Raw genomic sequence first — 15,391 nt, forward strand, 5'->3', positions numbered from 1 at the left:
GTCCGGAGTGGTTTTGCGATCGGTACGGGAAAACGGGGACGTCAGTGGCCCATGCCGAGGCCGCCGTCGACCGGCAGCACCGCACCGTTGACGTAACCGGCCTCTTCCGAGGCGAGGTAGCGGACGGCGGCGGCGATCTCCGACGGCTCGGCGTACCGGCCGGAGGGAACCTGGGCGAGGATCTCCTTCTTGCGGTCCTCGCCGAGCTCGTCGGTCATGTCCGTGGCGACGAAGCCCGGCGCGATGACGTTCGAGGTGATGTTGCGCGAGCCCAGCTCACGCGCGAGCGAACGGGCGAGCCCGACGAGGCCCGCCTTGCTGGCCGCGTAGTTGACCTGACCGGCCGAACCGGTGAGGCCGACGACGGACGAGATGAAGATGTAGCGGCCCCACTTGCCGCGCAGCATGCCGCGGGAGGCGCGCTTGGCCACCCGGTACGCGCCGGTGAGGTTGGCGTCGACCACGCGGGTGAACTGCTCTTCGCTCATGCGCATGAGGAGGGTGTCGTCGGTCATCCCGGCGTTCGCGACGAGGACCTCGACCGGGCCCTGGTGCTCCTCGACGAGCTTGAACGCGGCGTCGATCTGCTCGGCGTCGGTGACGTCGGCCTGCACCCCGAAGAGGCCTTCGGGCGCGCCGGAACCGCGGTGCGTGATCGCGACCTTGTGCCCCTGCGCCGCGAGGTCCTTCGCGATCGCCAAACCGATGCCGCGGTTGCCGCCGGTGACCAGTACCGACCGTCCCACTTCAGCTCTCCTCGCCTCGTCTTGTCGCGCTGACGGCACTGAGGTTATCGGCTCGCCAGGTTCGCGCCGGAGCCGCGCCACCCCTACCTCCGGGTAACCGCGACCGTCCTAAGCGGATGTTAGGAACCGCGCCGAAACCTTGCCCGGCGGTCACGGATTGTTCACCGTGAGCCGGAACACAGGAGGTCAAAGATGACAACCCGGATCGGCGAATCCACGCCGCCCGTGAGCGAACGTCGAGTCGTCGGCAACGTGCTGCGCGGCTCGATCGGCAACCTGGTCGAGTGGTACGACTGGTACGCCTACGCCGCCTTCACCACGTACTTCGCGAAGTCCTTCTTCCCCACCAAGGACACGACGGCGGCCTTCCTCGGCACCGCGGCGGTCTTCGCCGTCGGCTTCCTCATGCGGCCGCTCGGCGGCTGGATGCTCGGCCGGTTCGCCGACCGGTTCGGGCGACGAAGCGCACTCGTGCTTTCCGTCACGTTGATGGCGACGGGGTCGCTGATGATCGCCGTGACACCGACCTACGCCTCGATCGGGATCGCCGCGCCGATCCTGCTGCTGGTGGCCCGGCTCGTCCAGGGACTCTCGGTCGGCGGCGAGTATTCGACCTCCGCGACCTATCTGTCCGAAGTGGCCACTCCGGGCAAGCGCGGCTTCTACTCCAGCTTCCAGTACGTGACGCTGTACGGCGGCCAGTTGCTGGCGCTGGGTCTCCAGTTGCTCCTGCAGGCCGTGCTGACCGAGCAGCAGCTGACCTCGTGGGGCTGGCGGATCGCCTTCATCGTCGGCGCGCTCGCCGCGGTCGTGGTGATGGTCCTGCGCCGCGGGATGGACGAGTCGGCCAGCTTCGAGGAGACCAAGGCCTCCGGCACCGGCAAGGACGCGGGCGACAAGGGCACGCTGCGCGCGCTGATCAAGTACCCCAAGGAGATCGCGCTCGTCGTCGGCCTCACCCTCGGCGGCACGGTGTCGTTCTACACCTTCGCCACCTACAGCCAGAAGTTCATGGAGAACACCGCGGGCATCCCGCGCCGGACGGTCACGCTGATCCTGTTCTGCGCGATCCTCGTCGCCGCGATCCTGCAGCCGTTCGCGGGCAAGCTGTCCGACCGCATCGGCCGTCGTCCGCTGCTGATGTTCTTCGGGATCGCCGGCACGCTGCTGACCGTCCCGATCATGACGCTGATGGGCGGGACGAACCAGCCGGTGCTCGCCTTCCTGCTGATGCTGGCCGGGCTGGTGATCGTCACCGGGTACACCTCGATCAACGCGATCGTGAAGGCCGAGCTGTTCCCGACGAAGATCCGCGCGATCGGCGTCGGTCTCCCCTACGCGCTCACCGTGGCGATCTTCGGCGGCACCGCCGAGCTCATCGCGCAGGCGCTCAAGGGGGCCGGCCACGAATCGGTGTTCTTCTACTACGTCGCGGGCTGTGTCCTGGTGTCGCTGATCGTGTACGGCACAATGCGGGAAACCTCGAAGACCTCGGAGCTGGACAAGAAGAAGCAGCCCGAGCCCGAGCTCGTGTCCGGCCGCGAAGGCTGGGCGGGAAGGTGTGGCCGTGCGGGTGCTGCTCGTCGAGGACGACGCCGGTGTCGCCGACGCGCTCGCCGAAGCGCTGCAGTCACGCGGCCACACCGTCTCCCACGCGATCCGCGGCAGCGACGCGCTGCACCGGCATCGGGCCGCCGACGTGATCCTGCTGGATCTCAACCTGCCCGACATGCACGGGCTCGACGTGCTCAGGAAGGTCCGTCAGGTGTCGCCGGTGCCGGTGCTCGTGCTCACCGCGAGCGGGGACGAACGGTCCGTGGTGCGCGGGCTGCGGCTCGGTGCCGACGACTACCTGACGAAACCGGTCCGCCTCGCCGAACTGCTGGCGAGGATGGACGCGGTCGTCCGCCGCGCCACCGTCTCCGCCGCACCGCAGGACGGCGTCGTGCGCGTCGAGGACGTCGAGATCGACCTCGGCGCGCGGCGCGTGCTGGTGGACGGGCACGACATCGGGCTCACCGCCAAGGAGTTCGCCGTCCTGGCGGTGCTCGCCGCCCGGCCGGGTACCGCGGTGAGCCGCCAGCAGCTGATGGACGAGGTCTGGGGCGACGCGTACCTCGCCGTCTCCCGTTCGCTCGACGTGCACCTGACCCAGCTGCGCGCGAAGCTCGACCGGCCGGGCCTGCTGACCACCATCCGGGGCTTCGGCTACCGGCTCGGCCGGGACTGACCGGTGCGCACCCGGCTGCTGGTCGTCCTCGTGGCCCTCGCGCTGACGGTGGTCGCCGCGTTCGCGATCCCGCTGTTCGGTTCGACCGCCGCCCAGCGCACGCAGCAGCTCGTGATCGCCCGCAACGCCGACGTCGACCGCTTCGTCGTCCTCGCCCAGCAGGCCGTGGACGCCGCCGACCCGACCGCGCTGGCGGTCGACGCCGCGCGGTATTCGTCGTTATACGGCGAAGCGGTCGTGGTGGTCGACGCGCGGGGCGTGCCGCTGGTCGAGACCGGCGGGATGACCGCCGCGGAACCGGTGGTCCGCTCGCTCGTCGAGGCCGCGCTGCGCAATCAGCCCGCGAAGGGACCGGAACAGCTCAGCCCGTGGTCGGCCGATCCGGTCCATTTCGCCCGTCCGGTGGGCACCGGGACCCGCGTGGCCGGTGTGGTCGTGCTCCGCGCGTCGGTGACCACGGCGGCGGCCGACGTCGCCGCGCGCTGGGCCGCGATCGTCGCGGGCGCGGTGCTGGTCGCGGCGGTGTCCGTGCTGCTCGCGGTCCTGCTGGCCCGCTGGATGGTGCGGCCGCTGCACGAACTGGAGACCGGCGTGCAGGCGGTGACCGAAGGGCATCGCGCGCAGGTCCCCGACCGGGCCGGGCCCCGTGAGCTGCGGTCGCTCGCGACGTCGTTCAACCGGATGTCCGACGCCGTCGTCGAGGCGTCCGAACAGCAGCGGCGGCTGGTCGCCGACGCGTCACATCAGCTGCGGAATCCCATGGCCGCCTTGCGGTTGCGGGTCGATTCGCTCGCCGCGCAGGTCGACGGCGACGGTCAGCGGGCCTATCGGGCGACCGTCGCGGAGGTCGAGCGCCTGGAGTCCCTGCTCGACGGGCTGCTCGCGCTGGCGCTCGCCGAAAGCGCCGCGACCCGGCTCGCCGCGGGCGAATCCGGTGACGAACCCTGCGATCTCCCCGCCGTCCTGGCCGAACGGGTCGACGCGTGGCGGCCCGCGGCCGAAGACGCCGGCGTGGGACTCGCGGCGTCCGAAGGCCACGACGAGCCGGTGCCGGTGCGGTGCGAGGAAAGCGAACTGGCGCAAGTGCTGGACGTCTTGCTGGACAACGCGGTGCACTACGCGGGACGCGGCGCCACGATCACCACCGGCTACGAAACCGCTGACACGACGGCGACGCTCTTCGTGTCCGACAACGGTCCCGGACTGTCCAAAGAGGACCGCGAACGCGCGACCGAACGCTTCTGGCGGGCCGGTGGCGACGGCGCCCCACGCGGCACGGGCCTCGGCCTCGCGATCGCGAGCCAGCACGTGCTCGCGAGGGGCGGGAAACTCGAACTGCGCGAGGCGGCACCGCACGGGCTCGAAGTCCGCGTCGAACTGCCCCTCGCGACAGGGGAAATGGCATGACCGTCACCAGGCGCACCGCGCTCCTCGCCGGGCTCGCGGCCCTCGCGGGCTGTTCGAGCGCGGGTTACCGGGGCCCGGAACGCGAGGTCGTCATCGCGGCGGGCGAGAACGGCGGGTTCTATCTGGCCTTCGCGGAACTCCTCGCCCAGCAGCTGAACCGGGCCGAGCCGCGGCTGCGGGCGACCGCCGTCGCCACCGAAGCCAGCGTCGAGAACCTGCGGCGGCTACGGGACGGTAGAGCCGACCTCGGGCTCGTCCTCGGAGACGTCGCCGAATCCGCTTTCCTCGGCGCGGAACCGTTCTCCGTCCCGATCGAGTTCTCGGCCATCGGCCGCGTCTACGAGAACTACCACCAGCTCGTCGTCCGGGTGGACGGCGGAGTGCGCACACTAGCCGACCTGACCGGGCGGCCGGTGGCGATGGGCGCGAGCGGATCCGGTGTCGCGGTGTTCAGCACGCGCCTGTTCGCCCGTGCCGGGGTCCCGGTGAAAGCCAGGAACCTGCTTTTGGGTGAAGCGATCAACGCGCTGGCGGCGCACGAGGTCGACGCACTGCTCTGGTCCGGTGGGATCCCGACCCCCGCGCTCACCGAACTGAACCGGACCACCCCGATCACCCTTCTCCCGCTCGATGCCCATCTCCCCGCCCTGCGCGCGGGATACGGCCCGGTGTACGACCAGGTCCACGTCCCGGCGCAGGCTTATCAAGGGGTGGGCGAGCTGCGGACGATCGGCGTCGCGAACCTGCTGCTGGCCGCCCCTTCGCTCCCCGATGACGTCGCGGCCGCGGTGGCGCGGGTCCTGGCCGGGCACGCCGCCGATCTCGTGCCCGCCGCCGCGGTGGGGACGCAGTTCCTCGACGTCCGGACGCTGATCGGCACGGGAAAGGTCCCGCTGCATCCCGGAGCCGCTTCGGCCTACCGTGCCCTGCACGGGTGATCACGGCTCCATCTTCAGAGGGATGCGCGTCGCACCGGGGCGCTGCCAGGGTCGGAAGCAGGCGGCCGTCGGGCCGCCCCGATCCGAAAGGACTCCAGCAGTGTCATCGAGACACAACAGGGTGGTGCGGGGTTCGGCGCTGATCGCGGGCCTCGCGCTCGCGGGCGGTCTCGCCACGGCGGCCCCCGCCGTCGCGGCCGACCAGGTCAAGCTCACCGCACCGGCCCTCACCGGCCCCTACGAGGTCGGCACCACCGACCTCCACCTCGTCGACCCGTCCCGCGCCGATCCGTGGAAACCGGAGCGGCGCCGGGAAGTCATGGCCACCGTCACCTATCCGGCGGACCGGTTCGCCGAGGGACCGCGCGCGCCGTGGTTCACACCCGGGATGAGCGCCGTCATCGACCAGGTGCTGGCGAGCGAGGACTACCTCGGCCTCCCCGCAGGCTCCATCGACTGGGCGTCGTCGAAGCGGCGCGCCGAGATCGGCGTCCCCGCGGCGCACGGCGCACCGAAGCCGGTGGCGCTCTTCTCCCCCGGTTTCGGCGGGCCGCGGGAGACGTACACGGCGATCGTCGACGACCTGGCCAGCCGCGGGTACGTGGTCGTCTCGCTTTCGCACACCTACGAGAGCGCCGCGGTCGAGTTCCCCGGCGGAAGGCTCGAAACGGCCGTCCAGCAGGGCGAAGGGCCCGAGTTCATGAAGAAGGCGCTCGACGCCCGGGTCGGTGACTTCCGCTTCGTTTTGGACCAGCTCGCGAAGATCACCCGTGGCGAGAATCCCGACGCGGAGAAGCGACAGCTCCCCCGCGGCCTCGGCTGGTCACTCGACCTGTCCCGGGTCGGTGCCTACGGGCACTCCTACGGCGGATTCACCTCCGGCGAAACGATGGTGCACGACCGCAGGGTCGACGCCGGGATCAACTTGGACGGCGCGATGGCGACCGCGTTCGGCTACCCGCCGGGCAGCGCCTACGTACCCGGCGAGGTCACCAAACGCGGTCTCGACCGGCCGTTCATGCTGATGGGCGCCGAGGGCGTCGACGAGAACGGCAAACCGCTCGAACACACGCACCGGCAGCCCGATTTCGACCGCAGCTGGGCGGATTTCTGGGCCAACCAGCGCGGGTGGAAGCGGGACCTCCTGCTGCGCGGCGGCAGCACGCACATGGCCTACAGCGATCTGCAGGTCGTCGTGCCGCAGCTCGGTTCGCGAGTGGCGCCGGAGAAGCGGGAGGCGGTCATCGGCACCATCGATCCCCGCCGTTCGGTGGCCGCGCAGCGGGACTACATCGGCGCGTTCTTCGATCTGCACCTGAAGGGCCGCGACCGGCATCTGTTCGACGGCGAGTCGCCGCGTCATCCGAACATCGACTTCATCGACTGAGCCGGTGAAGGACGCTTTCTCCTCAGCAAGGGGAAGGCGTCCTTCACGTAGGTTGGAACCGTGACAGAGCCACGGAAACCGATCGTCGAGATGCCGCTGCGCGTGCGCTACCACGAATGCGACGGGCAGGGCATCGTGTTCAACGCGCACTACCTCGCCTATGTGGACATGGCCATGTTCGAGGTCGAGAAAGCCCTCTTCGGCTCCCACCAGGAGGCGGTGGCCCGCGGTGTCGACGTCGTCGTCGCCGAATCGAACCTCCGCTACCGCGCGCCTTGCCGCTACGACGACGAACTGGTCGTCGCCGTGTACCTGAACCACCTCGGGACGACGTCGCTGATCATCGACTTCGAGATCACTCGCGACGGCCGCCTGTGCGCGGAGGTCAAGACCCGCTACGTCTTCGTCGACCCGGCGACCCTCACGAAGGCGGCGCCGCCCGCGGCTGTGCGCGAGGCGTACGCCGCCTTCGTGCCCGCTCAGGCGGACTGAACGCCGGGCCGCCGGTCTTCGACGACGTAACTGGCCCGCGTGCTGATCGGCGCTCCGGGGGTGTTGACGTACGGCACCACCCGGAAGTCGCTGCGCCAGCGATGCCGGTTGACGTTCACCCGGACGTAGCCGCGCTGGCTGTTGAAGAACTTCATATGCGGGTTGGCCTTCAGCAGGTTCTCACCGCCGGGCGTCATGTCCGCGCCGTTGCCGCCGCTGGTGATCGACGTCCCGACGAACTCGCTCGCCACGGTCGGCGAACCGGGGTCGGCGAAGTCGCGCTTGAGGTCCCAGGCGTAGTTCTGGTGCCTGTCGCCGGTGATGACCACCAGGTTCCGCACCCCGCGGTCCTGCGCCGCGGCGAGCACGCGGTCGCGGTCGGCGACGTAGCCGTCCCACGGGTCGAGGTAGACGTTCGTGGCCTCGCCCGCGTCGGTGTCGGTCTGGCCCATCGGCGCCTGGTTGCCGAGGATCTGCCACCGCGCGCGGGACCGCGAGAACCCGTCGAGCAGCCACTTCCGCTGCTCCGAGCCGAGCAGGGTGCGGTTCTCGTCGAACCGCTCGGTGCAGTTCGCCGACTGACCGTCGCCGCACGGCTGGTCGTCGCGGTACTGGCGGGTGTCGAGCATGGTGAAGTCGGCGAGCGTGCCGTAGCTGAGCCGACGGTGAAGCCGCGCGTCCGGCCCCTTCGGCAGCTGGGCGATGCGGTACGGCAGGTGCTCGTACATCGCCTGGAACGCCTCGGCCCGCCGCTGCCGGAACACCGCGCGGTCCTGGTCCGGTTCCTTGTCGATCTGCGAGATGTCGCCCGCCCAGTTGTTCTCCACCTCGTGGTCGTCGTTGACGTGGATCCACGGGAAGGCGGCGTGCGCGGCCATCAGCGGCGCTTCGGACTTGTAGAGCGCGTACTGGAGCCGGTAGCGGGCCAGGTCGAAGGTCTCGCCCTTGAACTGCGGTCCCACCGGCGTGCCGCGGCCGACCCCGGTGACACCGCTTTCGTAGAGGTAGTCGCCGAGGTGCACGACCAGGTCGAGGTCCTCGGCCGCCATGTGGTCGTACGCGGTGAAGTGCCCGGCCTCCCAGTTCTGGCAGGACGCGAACGCGAAGTTCAGCTCGCGCGGCGACGACCAGGCGACGGGCGCCGTCCGGGTGCGCCCGACCGGCGAGATCACGCCGCCCGTGCGGAAGCGGTAGAAGTACTCGTGGTCCGGCGCGAGACCGTGGACCTCGGGGTGCACCGAGTGACCGAGTTCCGGCGTGGCCACCACGGAGCCGCGGCGGACCACGGCGCGGAAGCGCTCGTCGAGCGACACTTCGTACTCGACGCGGACCGGCGTGCGCGGCATGCCGCCGAACCCGTCGGCCTCGTAGGGCTTCGGCGCGAGCCTGGTCCAGAGGACGACCCCGCCGGGCAGCGGGTCGCCCGACGCGACACCGAGGGTGAACGGGTCGCCGGCACCGCGGGCGAGCGGCATCGCGCCGGCGGCGTTCCAGGCACCGGTCCCCAGCAGGACGGCGGCAGCGCCGGCGGAGCCATAACCGAGGAAGCGACGCCGCGACAGGGGGTGAGGGAGCGAAGGCATGTAAGCCCTCCTGTGGTGGGATGGTCACGGGCGGGCCTCATGCTCGTCCGGCTTGATGGCCGCCCGGCCGCGCTCAGGCGAAGCGCCCGTGAACGAAAGACGATCAACCCTCGTGTTCCGCATCCTGTTCTACCGCCCCGAAATCCCGCCCAACACGGGTAACGCGATCCGCTTGACCGCGAACACCGGCTGCGAGCTCCACCTGGTGGAGCCGCTCGGTTTCACGCTGGAGGACAAGCAGTTACGGCGCGCGGGGCTCGACTACCACGACCTCGCGCGCGTCCACGTCCACGCGGATCTCGACGCCGCTTGGGCGGCACTGCTTCCCGCGCGGGTCTACGCGTTCAGCGCTTCGGCGACGCGGCTGCACACCGACGTCGCGTACGAGCCCGGTGACGTCCTGATGTTCGGACCGGAGTCGGCGGGGCTGCCCGCCGAGATCCAGGAAGCCCCGCAGGTGACCGACCGGGTACGGCTGCCGATGCTGCCGTCGAGCCGGTCGCTGAACCTCTCGAACACCGCTGCGATCAGCGTGTACGAGGCTTGGCGGCAGAACGGCTTCGCGACTCCGTAGCCGCCCGGATGTCATGAAAGGGCCGTTCAGGACATCTTTTGTCCTGAACGGCCCTTTCATGACACGTCGCGACCCGGCTAGGGCAGGCGCTGCCCCAGGAAGAGCGAAGCCGCGGCACCGATCATCAGCACCAACGTCCCGAGAATAACCCAAGGACGACTCGCGTCGGCGTCCTTGAGCTCGTACCCGATCTGCTCGCCGAGGTCGTCGTACACGCGTTTCAGCTCGTCCGCGCTCGCCGCCTTGTAGAAGTCGCCGCCCGAAAGCCGCGCGATCTCCTCCAGCGATTCGTCGTCGACCTTCACGTCCTGCGGTTTGCCGTCGATGTCGACCGAACCGTGCGTGGTGCCGAACGAGATCGACGAGATCGGCACCTGCGCCTGCTTCGCGGCCTGAGCGGCCGTGTAGCCGCCTCGCGGTGCGTACAGGTCGTCCGGGACGGTCTGCTTGCCGTCACTCATCAACACGATCCGCGCGGGCGGCGGGCCTTCGGCGCCACCGACGATCGCCGAGAAGCTCTCGATCGACTGCAACGCGGCGAAGATCCCTTCACCGGTGGCCGTCGACTGCGCCAGCTTCAGGTTGTCGATCGCCTTCACCACGCCACCGCGATCGGTCGTCGGCGCGACCAGCACCGTCGCCGTGCCGGCGAAGGAGATCAGCCCGAGGTTCACGCCCGGCGTCATGTTCTGCGCGAACGACCGCGCCGACTCCTGGGCCGCCTTCAGTCGGGTCGGGGCGACATCGGTCGCCTCCATCGACAGCGACGTGTCGATCACCAGCATCACGGTGGCCCGGTTGCGGGGCACCTTCTGCTCGGCCGTCGGCCCGGCGAGCGCGACGGTGAGCACCAGCAGCGAGAGCACGATCAGGATGGCGGGAACGTGCCGCACCCATCCCTGGCTCTTCGGCGCGACCTTCTCCAGCAGCTCCAGGTTGGCGAACCGCATGGTGCGTTTGCGCCGCGCGCGCTGGGACAGCACGTAGCCCACGGCCACCGCGGCGACCGCCAGCAGCAGCAGGAACCACCACGGCGACGCGAATCCGGTGAGGCTCACGCGACACCACCGGACCAGCGGCGCTTCCGGGCCACCACGAACCGGACCATGTCGGCGATCCAGTCCGAATCGGTGCGCAGCACCAGATGCGCGGCACCGGCGCGGCGCAGCGCGGCCGCGACCTCCTGCCGGTGTGCGTGCGCCGCGGCGCCGAATTCCTTGCGCAGCAAGGCCGAAGCGTGCACTTCGCGCTGTTTCCCTGTCTCCGGGTCGGCCAGCACGACGGTGCCCACGTCGGGCAGGTCGATGTCGCGCGGGTCGAGGACTTCGATGGCGATGAGGTCGTGGTGCCCGCCGAGCGCCCGCAGCGGACGCTGCCATTCGGTGTCGCCGAGGAAGTCGGAGATCACGACGGCGAGCCCGCGACGACGCGGCGGGCGGCGCAGTTTCTCCAGTGCCGCGGCGAGATCCCCGCGGACGCCTTCCTCGGCACGCGGGGTTTCGGCGATCTTGCGGACCAGCCCCCGCGCGTGCGGGAGCCCGCCGCGCGCCGGGATGCGCGTGATGTTGCCCGCCCCGTTGGAGACGAGCGCGCCGATCCGGTTCCCGCCACCGCCGGTCAGATGGGCGACCGCGGCCGTCGCGCAGACGACCAGGTCGCGTTTTTCGCACAGCGCGGTGCCGAAGTCGAGGCTCGCGGACACGTCCGCCACCAGCCACGTCTCCAGTTCGCGGTCGGCGACGGTCTCCCGGATATGCGGGCTCGTCGTGCGCGCGGTGACCGCCCAGTCCATCCGGCGGACGTCGTCACCGGGCTGATACGGCCGGGCCTCCCCCGGTTCCGAACCGGGCCCCGGCACGAGGCCGAGATGGTTTCCCTGCAGCAGACCGTCGAGACGGCGGCGCACGTCGAGTTCGAGCGTGCGCAGGCCCGCCTCCATCCGCTCCCCGCGGAGTACCGGCGGAGCCCAGGAAGGACGTTCGCCCTTCTCGTTCTTCACGCTCGCTTCCCTACCTGACCGGTGCGCCGGCCGGGACCGGGCCGCCCTGCCCGGCGCCGCCCTGCGGACGGGCCGAGACCTGCGGCAGCGGCACGGTCTGCAGCACCCGCGTGATGATGTGGTCGATGGGCACACCGTCGGCCAGCGCGTCGTAGGACAGCACGAGCCGGTGGCGCAGCACGTCGGGAACGACGTCGACGACGTCCTGCGGCAGCACGTAGTCCCGCCCGCGGACCAGCGCCAGCGCGCGGGCCGCGGCGATGATGCCGAGGCTGGCACGCGGCGAGGCGCCGTAGGACACCCAGCCCGCGACGTCGGCGAGGCCGTGGTCGTTCGGCGTACGGGTGGTGAGCACGAGGCGCACGACGTAGTCGACGAGCGCGTGGTGCACGAAGACCTGCGAAGCGACGTTCTGCAGCCGCACCAGCTCCGCCGGGCTGAGCACCTCCTGCGGGGTGGGCGGGGTGACGCCCATCCGGTAGATGATCTCGCGCTCTTCCTCGGCCGTCGGGTACTCGACGACGATCTTGAACAGGAAGCGGTCACGCTGCGCCTCGGGCAGCGGGTACACACCCTCGTTCTCGATCGGGTTCTGCGTGGCGAGCACGAGGAACGGGTCGGGCATCGGGAAGGTCTGGCCGCCGATCGACACGTGCCGCTCGGCCATCACCTCGAGCATCGCCGACTGCACCTTCGCGGGCGCGCGGTTGATCTCGTCGGCGAGCACGAAGTTCGCCACCACCGGGCCGAGCTCGACGTCGAACCGCTCGGCGCCCTGCCGGTAGATCCGGGTGCCGAGGATGTCGGCGGGGACCAGGTCCGGGGTGAACTGCACGCGCGAGAACGAGCCGCCCACGACTCGCGCGAAGGTCTCGACGGCGAGGGTCTTCGCGACACCAGGCACACCTTCGAGCAGGAGGTGTCCCTTGGCCAGCAGGCCGACCAGCATCCGCTCGACCAGCCTGTCCTGGCCGACGATGATCCGCTTGACCTCGAACACGGTCCGCTCCAGCAACTGGGCGTCCCGCGCCGGCGTTCCGGGCTGCTGCGCGCCGTCGGCGTAGCCGGGCTCGGTCACTCGTGCCTCCTGTGTTCCCCGCTTGCGTTCTTGCGTCCGGATGTGACCGTAGTGGTCGGTGACACAGCCGTTCGTGACGGTAGCCAACCCGATCAGCGGTATGACGGCTGTGAAGGGGCCTCGCCGCGGAACTTCACCAGGTCGTCCCACGCCTGCTTCGGGTGCATCGCCATCCGCTGCCGGACGACGGCGAGCCCGTGCAGGCGCGGTGTCAGCCGGTCGGCGGTCAGCGTGTCGTCGAAGACCTCCAGCACGGTCGCGCAGAACAGCACGAAACAGCCACTGTGCCAGCGCAGATCGCCGATCACCGCGGCCTCGTCGCCGCCACCGGCCACCAGCCGCTCGGCGATCGCGGCCAGTGCTTCCGGCTCCTCCGTCCCCGGGATGCCGAGCAGTTCCGTGGTCAGCGCGGCCAGTTCCGGCGAGCGGTCCAAGGTGGCCGCGGTGGCGATGAAGGCGCGGGCCTTGCCCGCCAGTTCCGCGGTGACGAGGCTTCGCGCGACGACTTCCAGTGACGGCTGGTAGACCTCGTTCGCGAGATCGACCATCTCGGTGGCGCAGCGTTTGAGGTCCCGGGGCAGGCCTCCCGACAGACAGTGGGCCAGGTAGCAGAACTGTTCGGAGATCCCCCGCAACCGCAACGCGATCCAGAGCCTGCTTTCGTCCAAAGTGAACGGTTCGAGCCGCACCATCTCCGAGAACGCGCTGTCGAAGGCGTCCCGGACGCCGAGCCCCCGCTGTTCGAAGCCGAGGACGGCGTCGTCCGAAACGGACACGAAGAACAGGCATCCCGGAACGTCGAAGACACCCTTCACGTCGTTGATGAACTGGTGTGCCTTGTCGGGTTCGCCGATCTTGTCCAGTTCGTCGATCGCGATCACGACCCGGCCGGCGATCCTCTCCGCGTCAAGCCGCCGAGCCGCCTCTTCGGCGAACTCACGGAACTTGTCGACGACCTCCGGATGGGTGAGCTGCTGTTCGGCGCGCTGGGTCGACCAGGTGCGGCCTGCTTCCCCCTTCAGCGGCATGCTGAGCTTCCCGGACCATCCGGTCGTGTAGGTCTGCAGGAACCGGATCCGGTCGAGTTGCTGTTCGGTGAGGCGGCGGAAGCCCGCCAGGCGGATGTCCCGGCGGCGCGCGATCACCAGCCGGACGACCGCGGCCCCGGCCGCCACCACGCCGAACACCAGCCGCAGCAGGAACAGCGACACCGCTCCGAGGGCGAAGAGCTTCGCTGTGGACTGTCCCGTCCACACCTGCTGAGGTGTCACGCGCCCGTTCACGACATCGACCGCGAGCGTCCAGAGGTCCTGCCAGGGTGCCCCGCCCCACAGCAGCCACACGGCCGACGCCGCCACTCCCCAGAACACCAGGAACGCCGACGCCTTCCGGAGTGAGCGCTCGAGCATCCGGCGCCGCCGAAGACGGCCGGATACCGTTCGCGAGCCCTTCGAGATCTTCGCCAGCACCGCCTTGCAGAGCAGCGCGTGCAGGTGCAGCACGAAGTCGCGGGCCTCGTAGGCGGCGGGCGCGGAGGCGACCACGACCAGTGGTGCCGCCCGGTCCGACCGGCTCAGCAGCCCCTGCTCCAACGAGCGGATCGACGTGGTCTTGCCGGTCCCCCGGTGCCCGGCGAGCGCGACGGCCACCGAATCGGCCCGATCGACGATCCGCCGCAGCCGTTTCACCGCGGCCGTCCGCACGAGGCTCGCTTCCAGATCCGCCGAGGCGTCCGGCTCTTCGAAGACGAGATTCACGCCCGAGCGGATCCGCCGGTGATCCCGCAGATGGTCCCGGAGGGCGGGCAGGACGATCTCCCGCAGCGCGAACTCCCACCGTTCGCCCAAACCGATCATCTCCGGATGCGCCCATTCCTCGGTGCGTTGCCAGCCTTCGGTGACGAAGAGCCCGGGGATCCGCCGGCCGATGACCAGCACGGCCATCCCGATCACCCCGCCGAGCCCCAGCACGCCGACCAGCTGGAACGGCAACGGCATCGCCGACCACGTCAGCTGGAGGACCCGGAGGTACCCCACCAGAAGCGCGCAGGTCACGAGCAACCAGCCCGCCTCCCGGACGGTCACCCGCCGGAACGGGAGGCGCCGCGGCCGTTCGAAGACCACGCCCGCCCGTTCCCGCTCCATGCGGATCCGCGCGAGCGCGGTGACATCGCCGAGCACGGCCGTGCGGGCGTCCTCGGCGCGCAGCCCCTCCCTGCGGAGTCCCGCGGCGATCTCCGGTTCGGTGAGCGCTTCGTCGAGCACGGCCTCCAGCGCGAGCAGCGAAGACCACGTGTCGAAATCCTCGACGAAACCCTGGCCGTCGCGCAGGAGGTCCGACTCGTACTCATCCGGCTGCAGGTCGCTCACCGGCTTATGATGCCGAACCGCCCGGCCGCGTCCCCCGGCTCCGGTCAGGAAAACCGGTCCAGATCCTCCGGCGTGTCGATGTCGGCGCTCTCCCCCGGCTCTTCGGGCACCTCGACGATCTCCAGCCCGCCCAGCGTCCGCCGCAACGACGCGTTCTCCACCGGTTCCGGCAGGGCGCCGCGCAAGGCCTCCGCGCGCCAGGCGCCGAGCAGCCACTGCCGCTCCCCCGAGGCGTCGACCAGCACCGCCCCTGAGGCGTCGCCGAGCCCCGCCAGCAGGCGGTCCACAGTGGACTTCCGGACGCCGGCGAGGTCACCGGCCAGCACCACGACGATCTCCGTGCGCACCAGCGCGAGCCCGGCCGCCAGCGCGGCCACCGGACCCGATCCCGGTGACGACTCCCTGGTCCACACGACGTCGCCGAACCCCGGCCGTTCCGGGCCGACGACGATCACCGGATCCGCGTCCACTAGGGCCGCCAAAGCCCTCGTCAGCAACGGTTTCCCGCCGACGGGGAGCGCGGGTTTGTCCACACCGGACAGGCGGCGCGCGGCGCCACCCGCCAGCACGATCCCCGCATACGACACG

13 protein-coding genes and 1 pseudogene are annotated in these 15,391 nt (G+C 70.4%); 7 read left to right on the forward strand and 7 right to left on the reverse strand.

Annotation, left to right across the window (positions count from 1 at the left end; genetic code table 11):
* Positions 1 to 41: 41 nt before the first annotated feature.
* Positions 42 to 746, reverse strand: a complete 705-nt coding sequence (gene fabG / locus DMC61_RS31225; protein WP_016334125.1) for a beta-ketoacyl-ACP reductase — start codon at positions 744 to 746, stop codon at positions 42 to 44.
* A gap of 192 nt (positions 747 to 938) precedes the next feature.
* Here fabG and DMC61_RS31230 point away from each other — a divergent pair.
* The 6 genes and pseudogenes from DMC61_RS31230 to DMC61_RS31255 all read left to right on the forward strand — a co-directional run.
* Positions 939 to 2,261: pseudogene (locus DMC61_RS31230) on the forward strand (MFS transporter); the annotation flags it as partial.
* Positions 2,262 to 2,307: 46 nt separating this feature from the next.
* Entirely contained in the window at positions 2,308 to 2,976 is a 669-nt protein-coding gene (locus DMC61_RS31235; protein ID WP_043848110.1) for a response regulator transcription factor, read from the forward strand.
* 3 nt (positions 2,977 to 2,979) lie between these two features.
* On the forward strand, positions 2,980 to 4,383 hold the full coding sequence (locus tag DMC61_RS31240; RefSeq protein WP_125693658.1) for a HAMP domain-containing sensor histidine kinase: 1,404 nt from the start codon (positions 2,980 to 2,982) through the stop codon (positions 4,381 to 4,383).
* Positions 4,380 to 5,321, forward strand: coding sequence for a TAXI family TRAP transporter solute-binding subunit (locus tag DMC61_RS31245; RefSeq protein ID WP_125693660.1), 942 nt, complete (start codon positions 4,380 to 4,382; stop codon positions 5,319 to 5,321). The genes DMC61_RS31240 and DMC61_RS31245 overlap by 4 nt, the downstream gene beginning before the upstream one ends.
* A 100-nt stretch (positions 5,322 to 5,421) precedes the next feature.
* Positions 5,422 to 6,708, forward strand: coding sequence for a lipase (locus tag DMC61_RS31250; RefSeq protein WP_125693662.1), 1,287 nt, complete (start codon positions 5,422 to 5,424; stop codon positions 6,706 to 6,708).
* 60 nt (positions 6,709 to 6,768) lie between these two features.
* On the forward strand, positions 6,769 to 7,200 hold the full coding sequence (locus DMC61_RS31255) for a thioesterase family protein (RefSeq protein ID WP_063273699.1): 432 nt from the start codon (positions 6,769 to 6,771) through the stop codon (positions 7,198 to 7,200).
* Here DMC61_RS31255 and DMC61_RS31260 read toward each other — a convergent pair.
* A complete protein-coding gene (locus DMC61_RS31260) occupies positions 7,188 to 8,783 on the reverse strand; it encodes an alkaline phosphatase (protein WP_125693664.1) in 1,596 nt (531 codons plus the stop codon). The genes DMC61_RS31255 and DMC61_RS31260 overlap by 13 nt on opposite strands.
* Before the next feature lie 112 nt (positions 8,784 to 8,895).
* On the opposite strand from DMC61_RS31260, the gene DMC61_RS31265 reads away from it, so the two are divergent.
* The gene (locus tag DMC61_RS31265) at positions 8,896 to 9,357 is read left to right on the forward strand and encodes a tRNA (cytidine(34)-2'-O)-methyltransferase (protein ID WP_125693666.1); all 462 of its coding nucleotides are present in this window, start codon (positions 8,896 to 8,898) and stop codon (positions 9,355 to 9,357) included.
* Between the two features lie 77 nt (positions 9,358 to 9,434).
* Here DMC61_RS31265 and DMC61_RS31270 read toward each other — a convergent pair whose 3' ends face one another.
* The 5 genes from DMC61_RS31270 to DMC61_RS31290 all read right to left on the reverse strand — a co-directional run bounded on the left by DMC61_RS31270 (position 9,435) and on the right by DMC61_RS31290 (position 15,390).
* Positions 9,435 to 10,415: a VWA domain-containing protein gene (locus DMC61_RS31270; protein WP_016334115.1), complete on the reverse strand. Its 981-nt coding sequence runs from the start codon at positions 10,413 to 10,415 to the stop codon at positions 9,435 to 9,437.
* Entirely contained in the window at positions 10,412 to 11,296 is an 885-nt protein-coding gene (locus DMC61_RS31275; RefSeq protein ID WP_228688411.1) for a DUF58 domain-containing protein, read from the reverse strand. Before DMC61_RS31275 ends, DMC61_RS31270 begins: the two co-directional genes overlap by 4 nt.
* 70 nt (positions 11,297 to 11,366) lie before the next feature.
* Positions 11,367 to 12,434 (reverse strand): MoxR family ATPase, encoded by a 1,068-nt coding sequence (locus DMC61_RS31280; protein ID WP_016334113.1) that lies wholly within the window; start codon positions 12,432 to 12,434, stop codon positions 11,367 to 11,369.
* Positions 12,435 to 12,526: 92 nt separating this feature from the next.
* Positions 12,527 to 14,803, reverse strand: a complete 2,277-nt coding sequence (locus DMC61_RS31285; protein WP_125693668.1) for a hypothetical protein — start codon at positions 14,801 to 14,803, stop codon at positions 12,527 to 12,529.
* 44 nt (positions 14,804 to 14,847) lie between these two features.
* Positions 14,848 to 15,390 carry a molybdenum cofactor guanylyltransferase gene (locus DMC61_RS31290; RefSeq protein WP_125693670.1) on the reverse strand — a complete coding sequence of 181 codons (543 nt, stop codon included), beginning with the start codon at positions 15,388 to 15,390 and terminating at the stop codon, positions 14,848 to 14,850.
* Between the last annotated feature and the right edge of the window lies 1 nt (position 15,391).

The organism is Amycolatopsis sp. WAC 04169 (assembly GCF_003947535.1).
GTDB classification, from domain to species: Bacteria; Actinomycetota; Actinomycetes; order Mycobacteriales; family Pseudonocardiaceae; genus Amycolatopsis; species Amycolatopsis keratiniphila.

Excerpts from the sequence above, each read along its gene's own strand:
- DMC61_RS31275 (WP_228688411.1), bottom strand. The coding sequence starts at position 11,296 with ATGGAGGCGGGCCTGCGCACGCTCGAACTCGACGTGCGCCGCCGTCTC.
- DMC61_RS31260 (WP_125693664.1), bottom strand. The coding sequence starts at position 8,783 with ATGCCTTCGCTCCCTCACCCCCTGTCGCGGCGTCGCTTCCTCGGTTAT.
- DMC61_RS31245 (WP_125693660.1), top strand. The coding sequence starts at position 4,380 with ATGACCGTCACCAGGCGCACCGCGCTCCTCGCCGGGCTCGCGGCCCTC.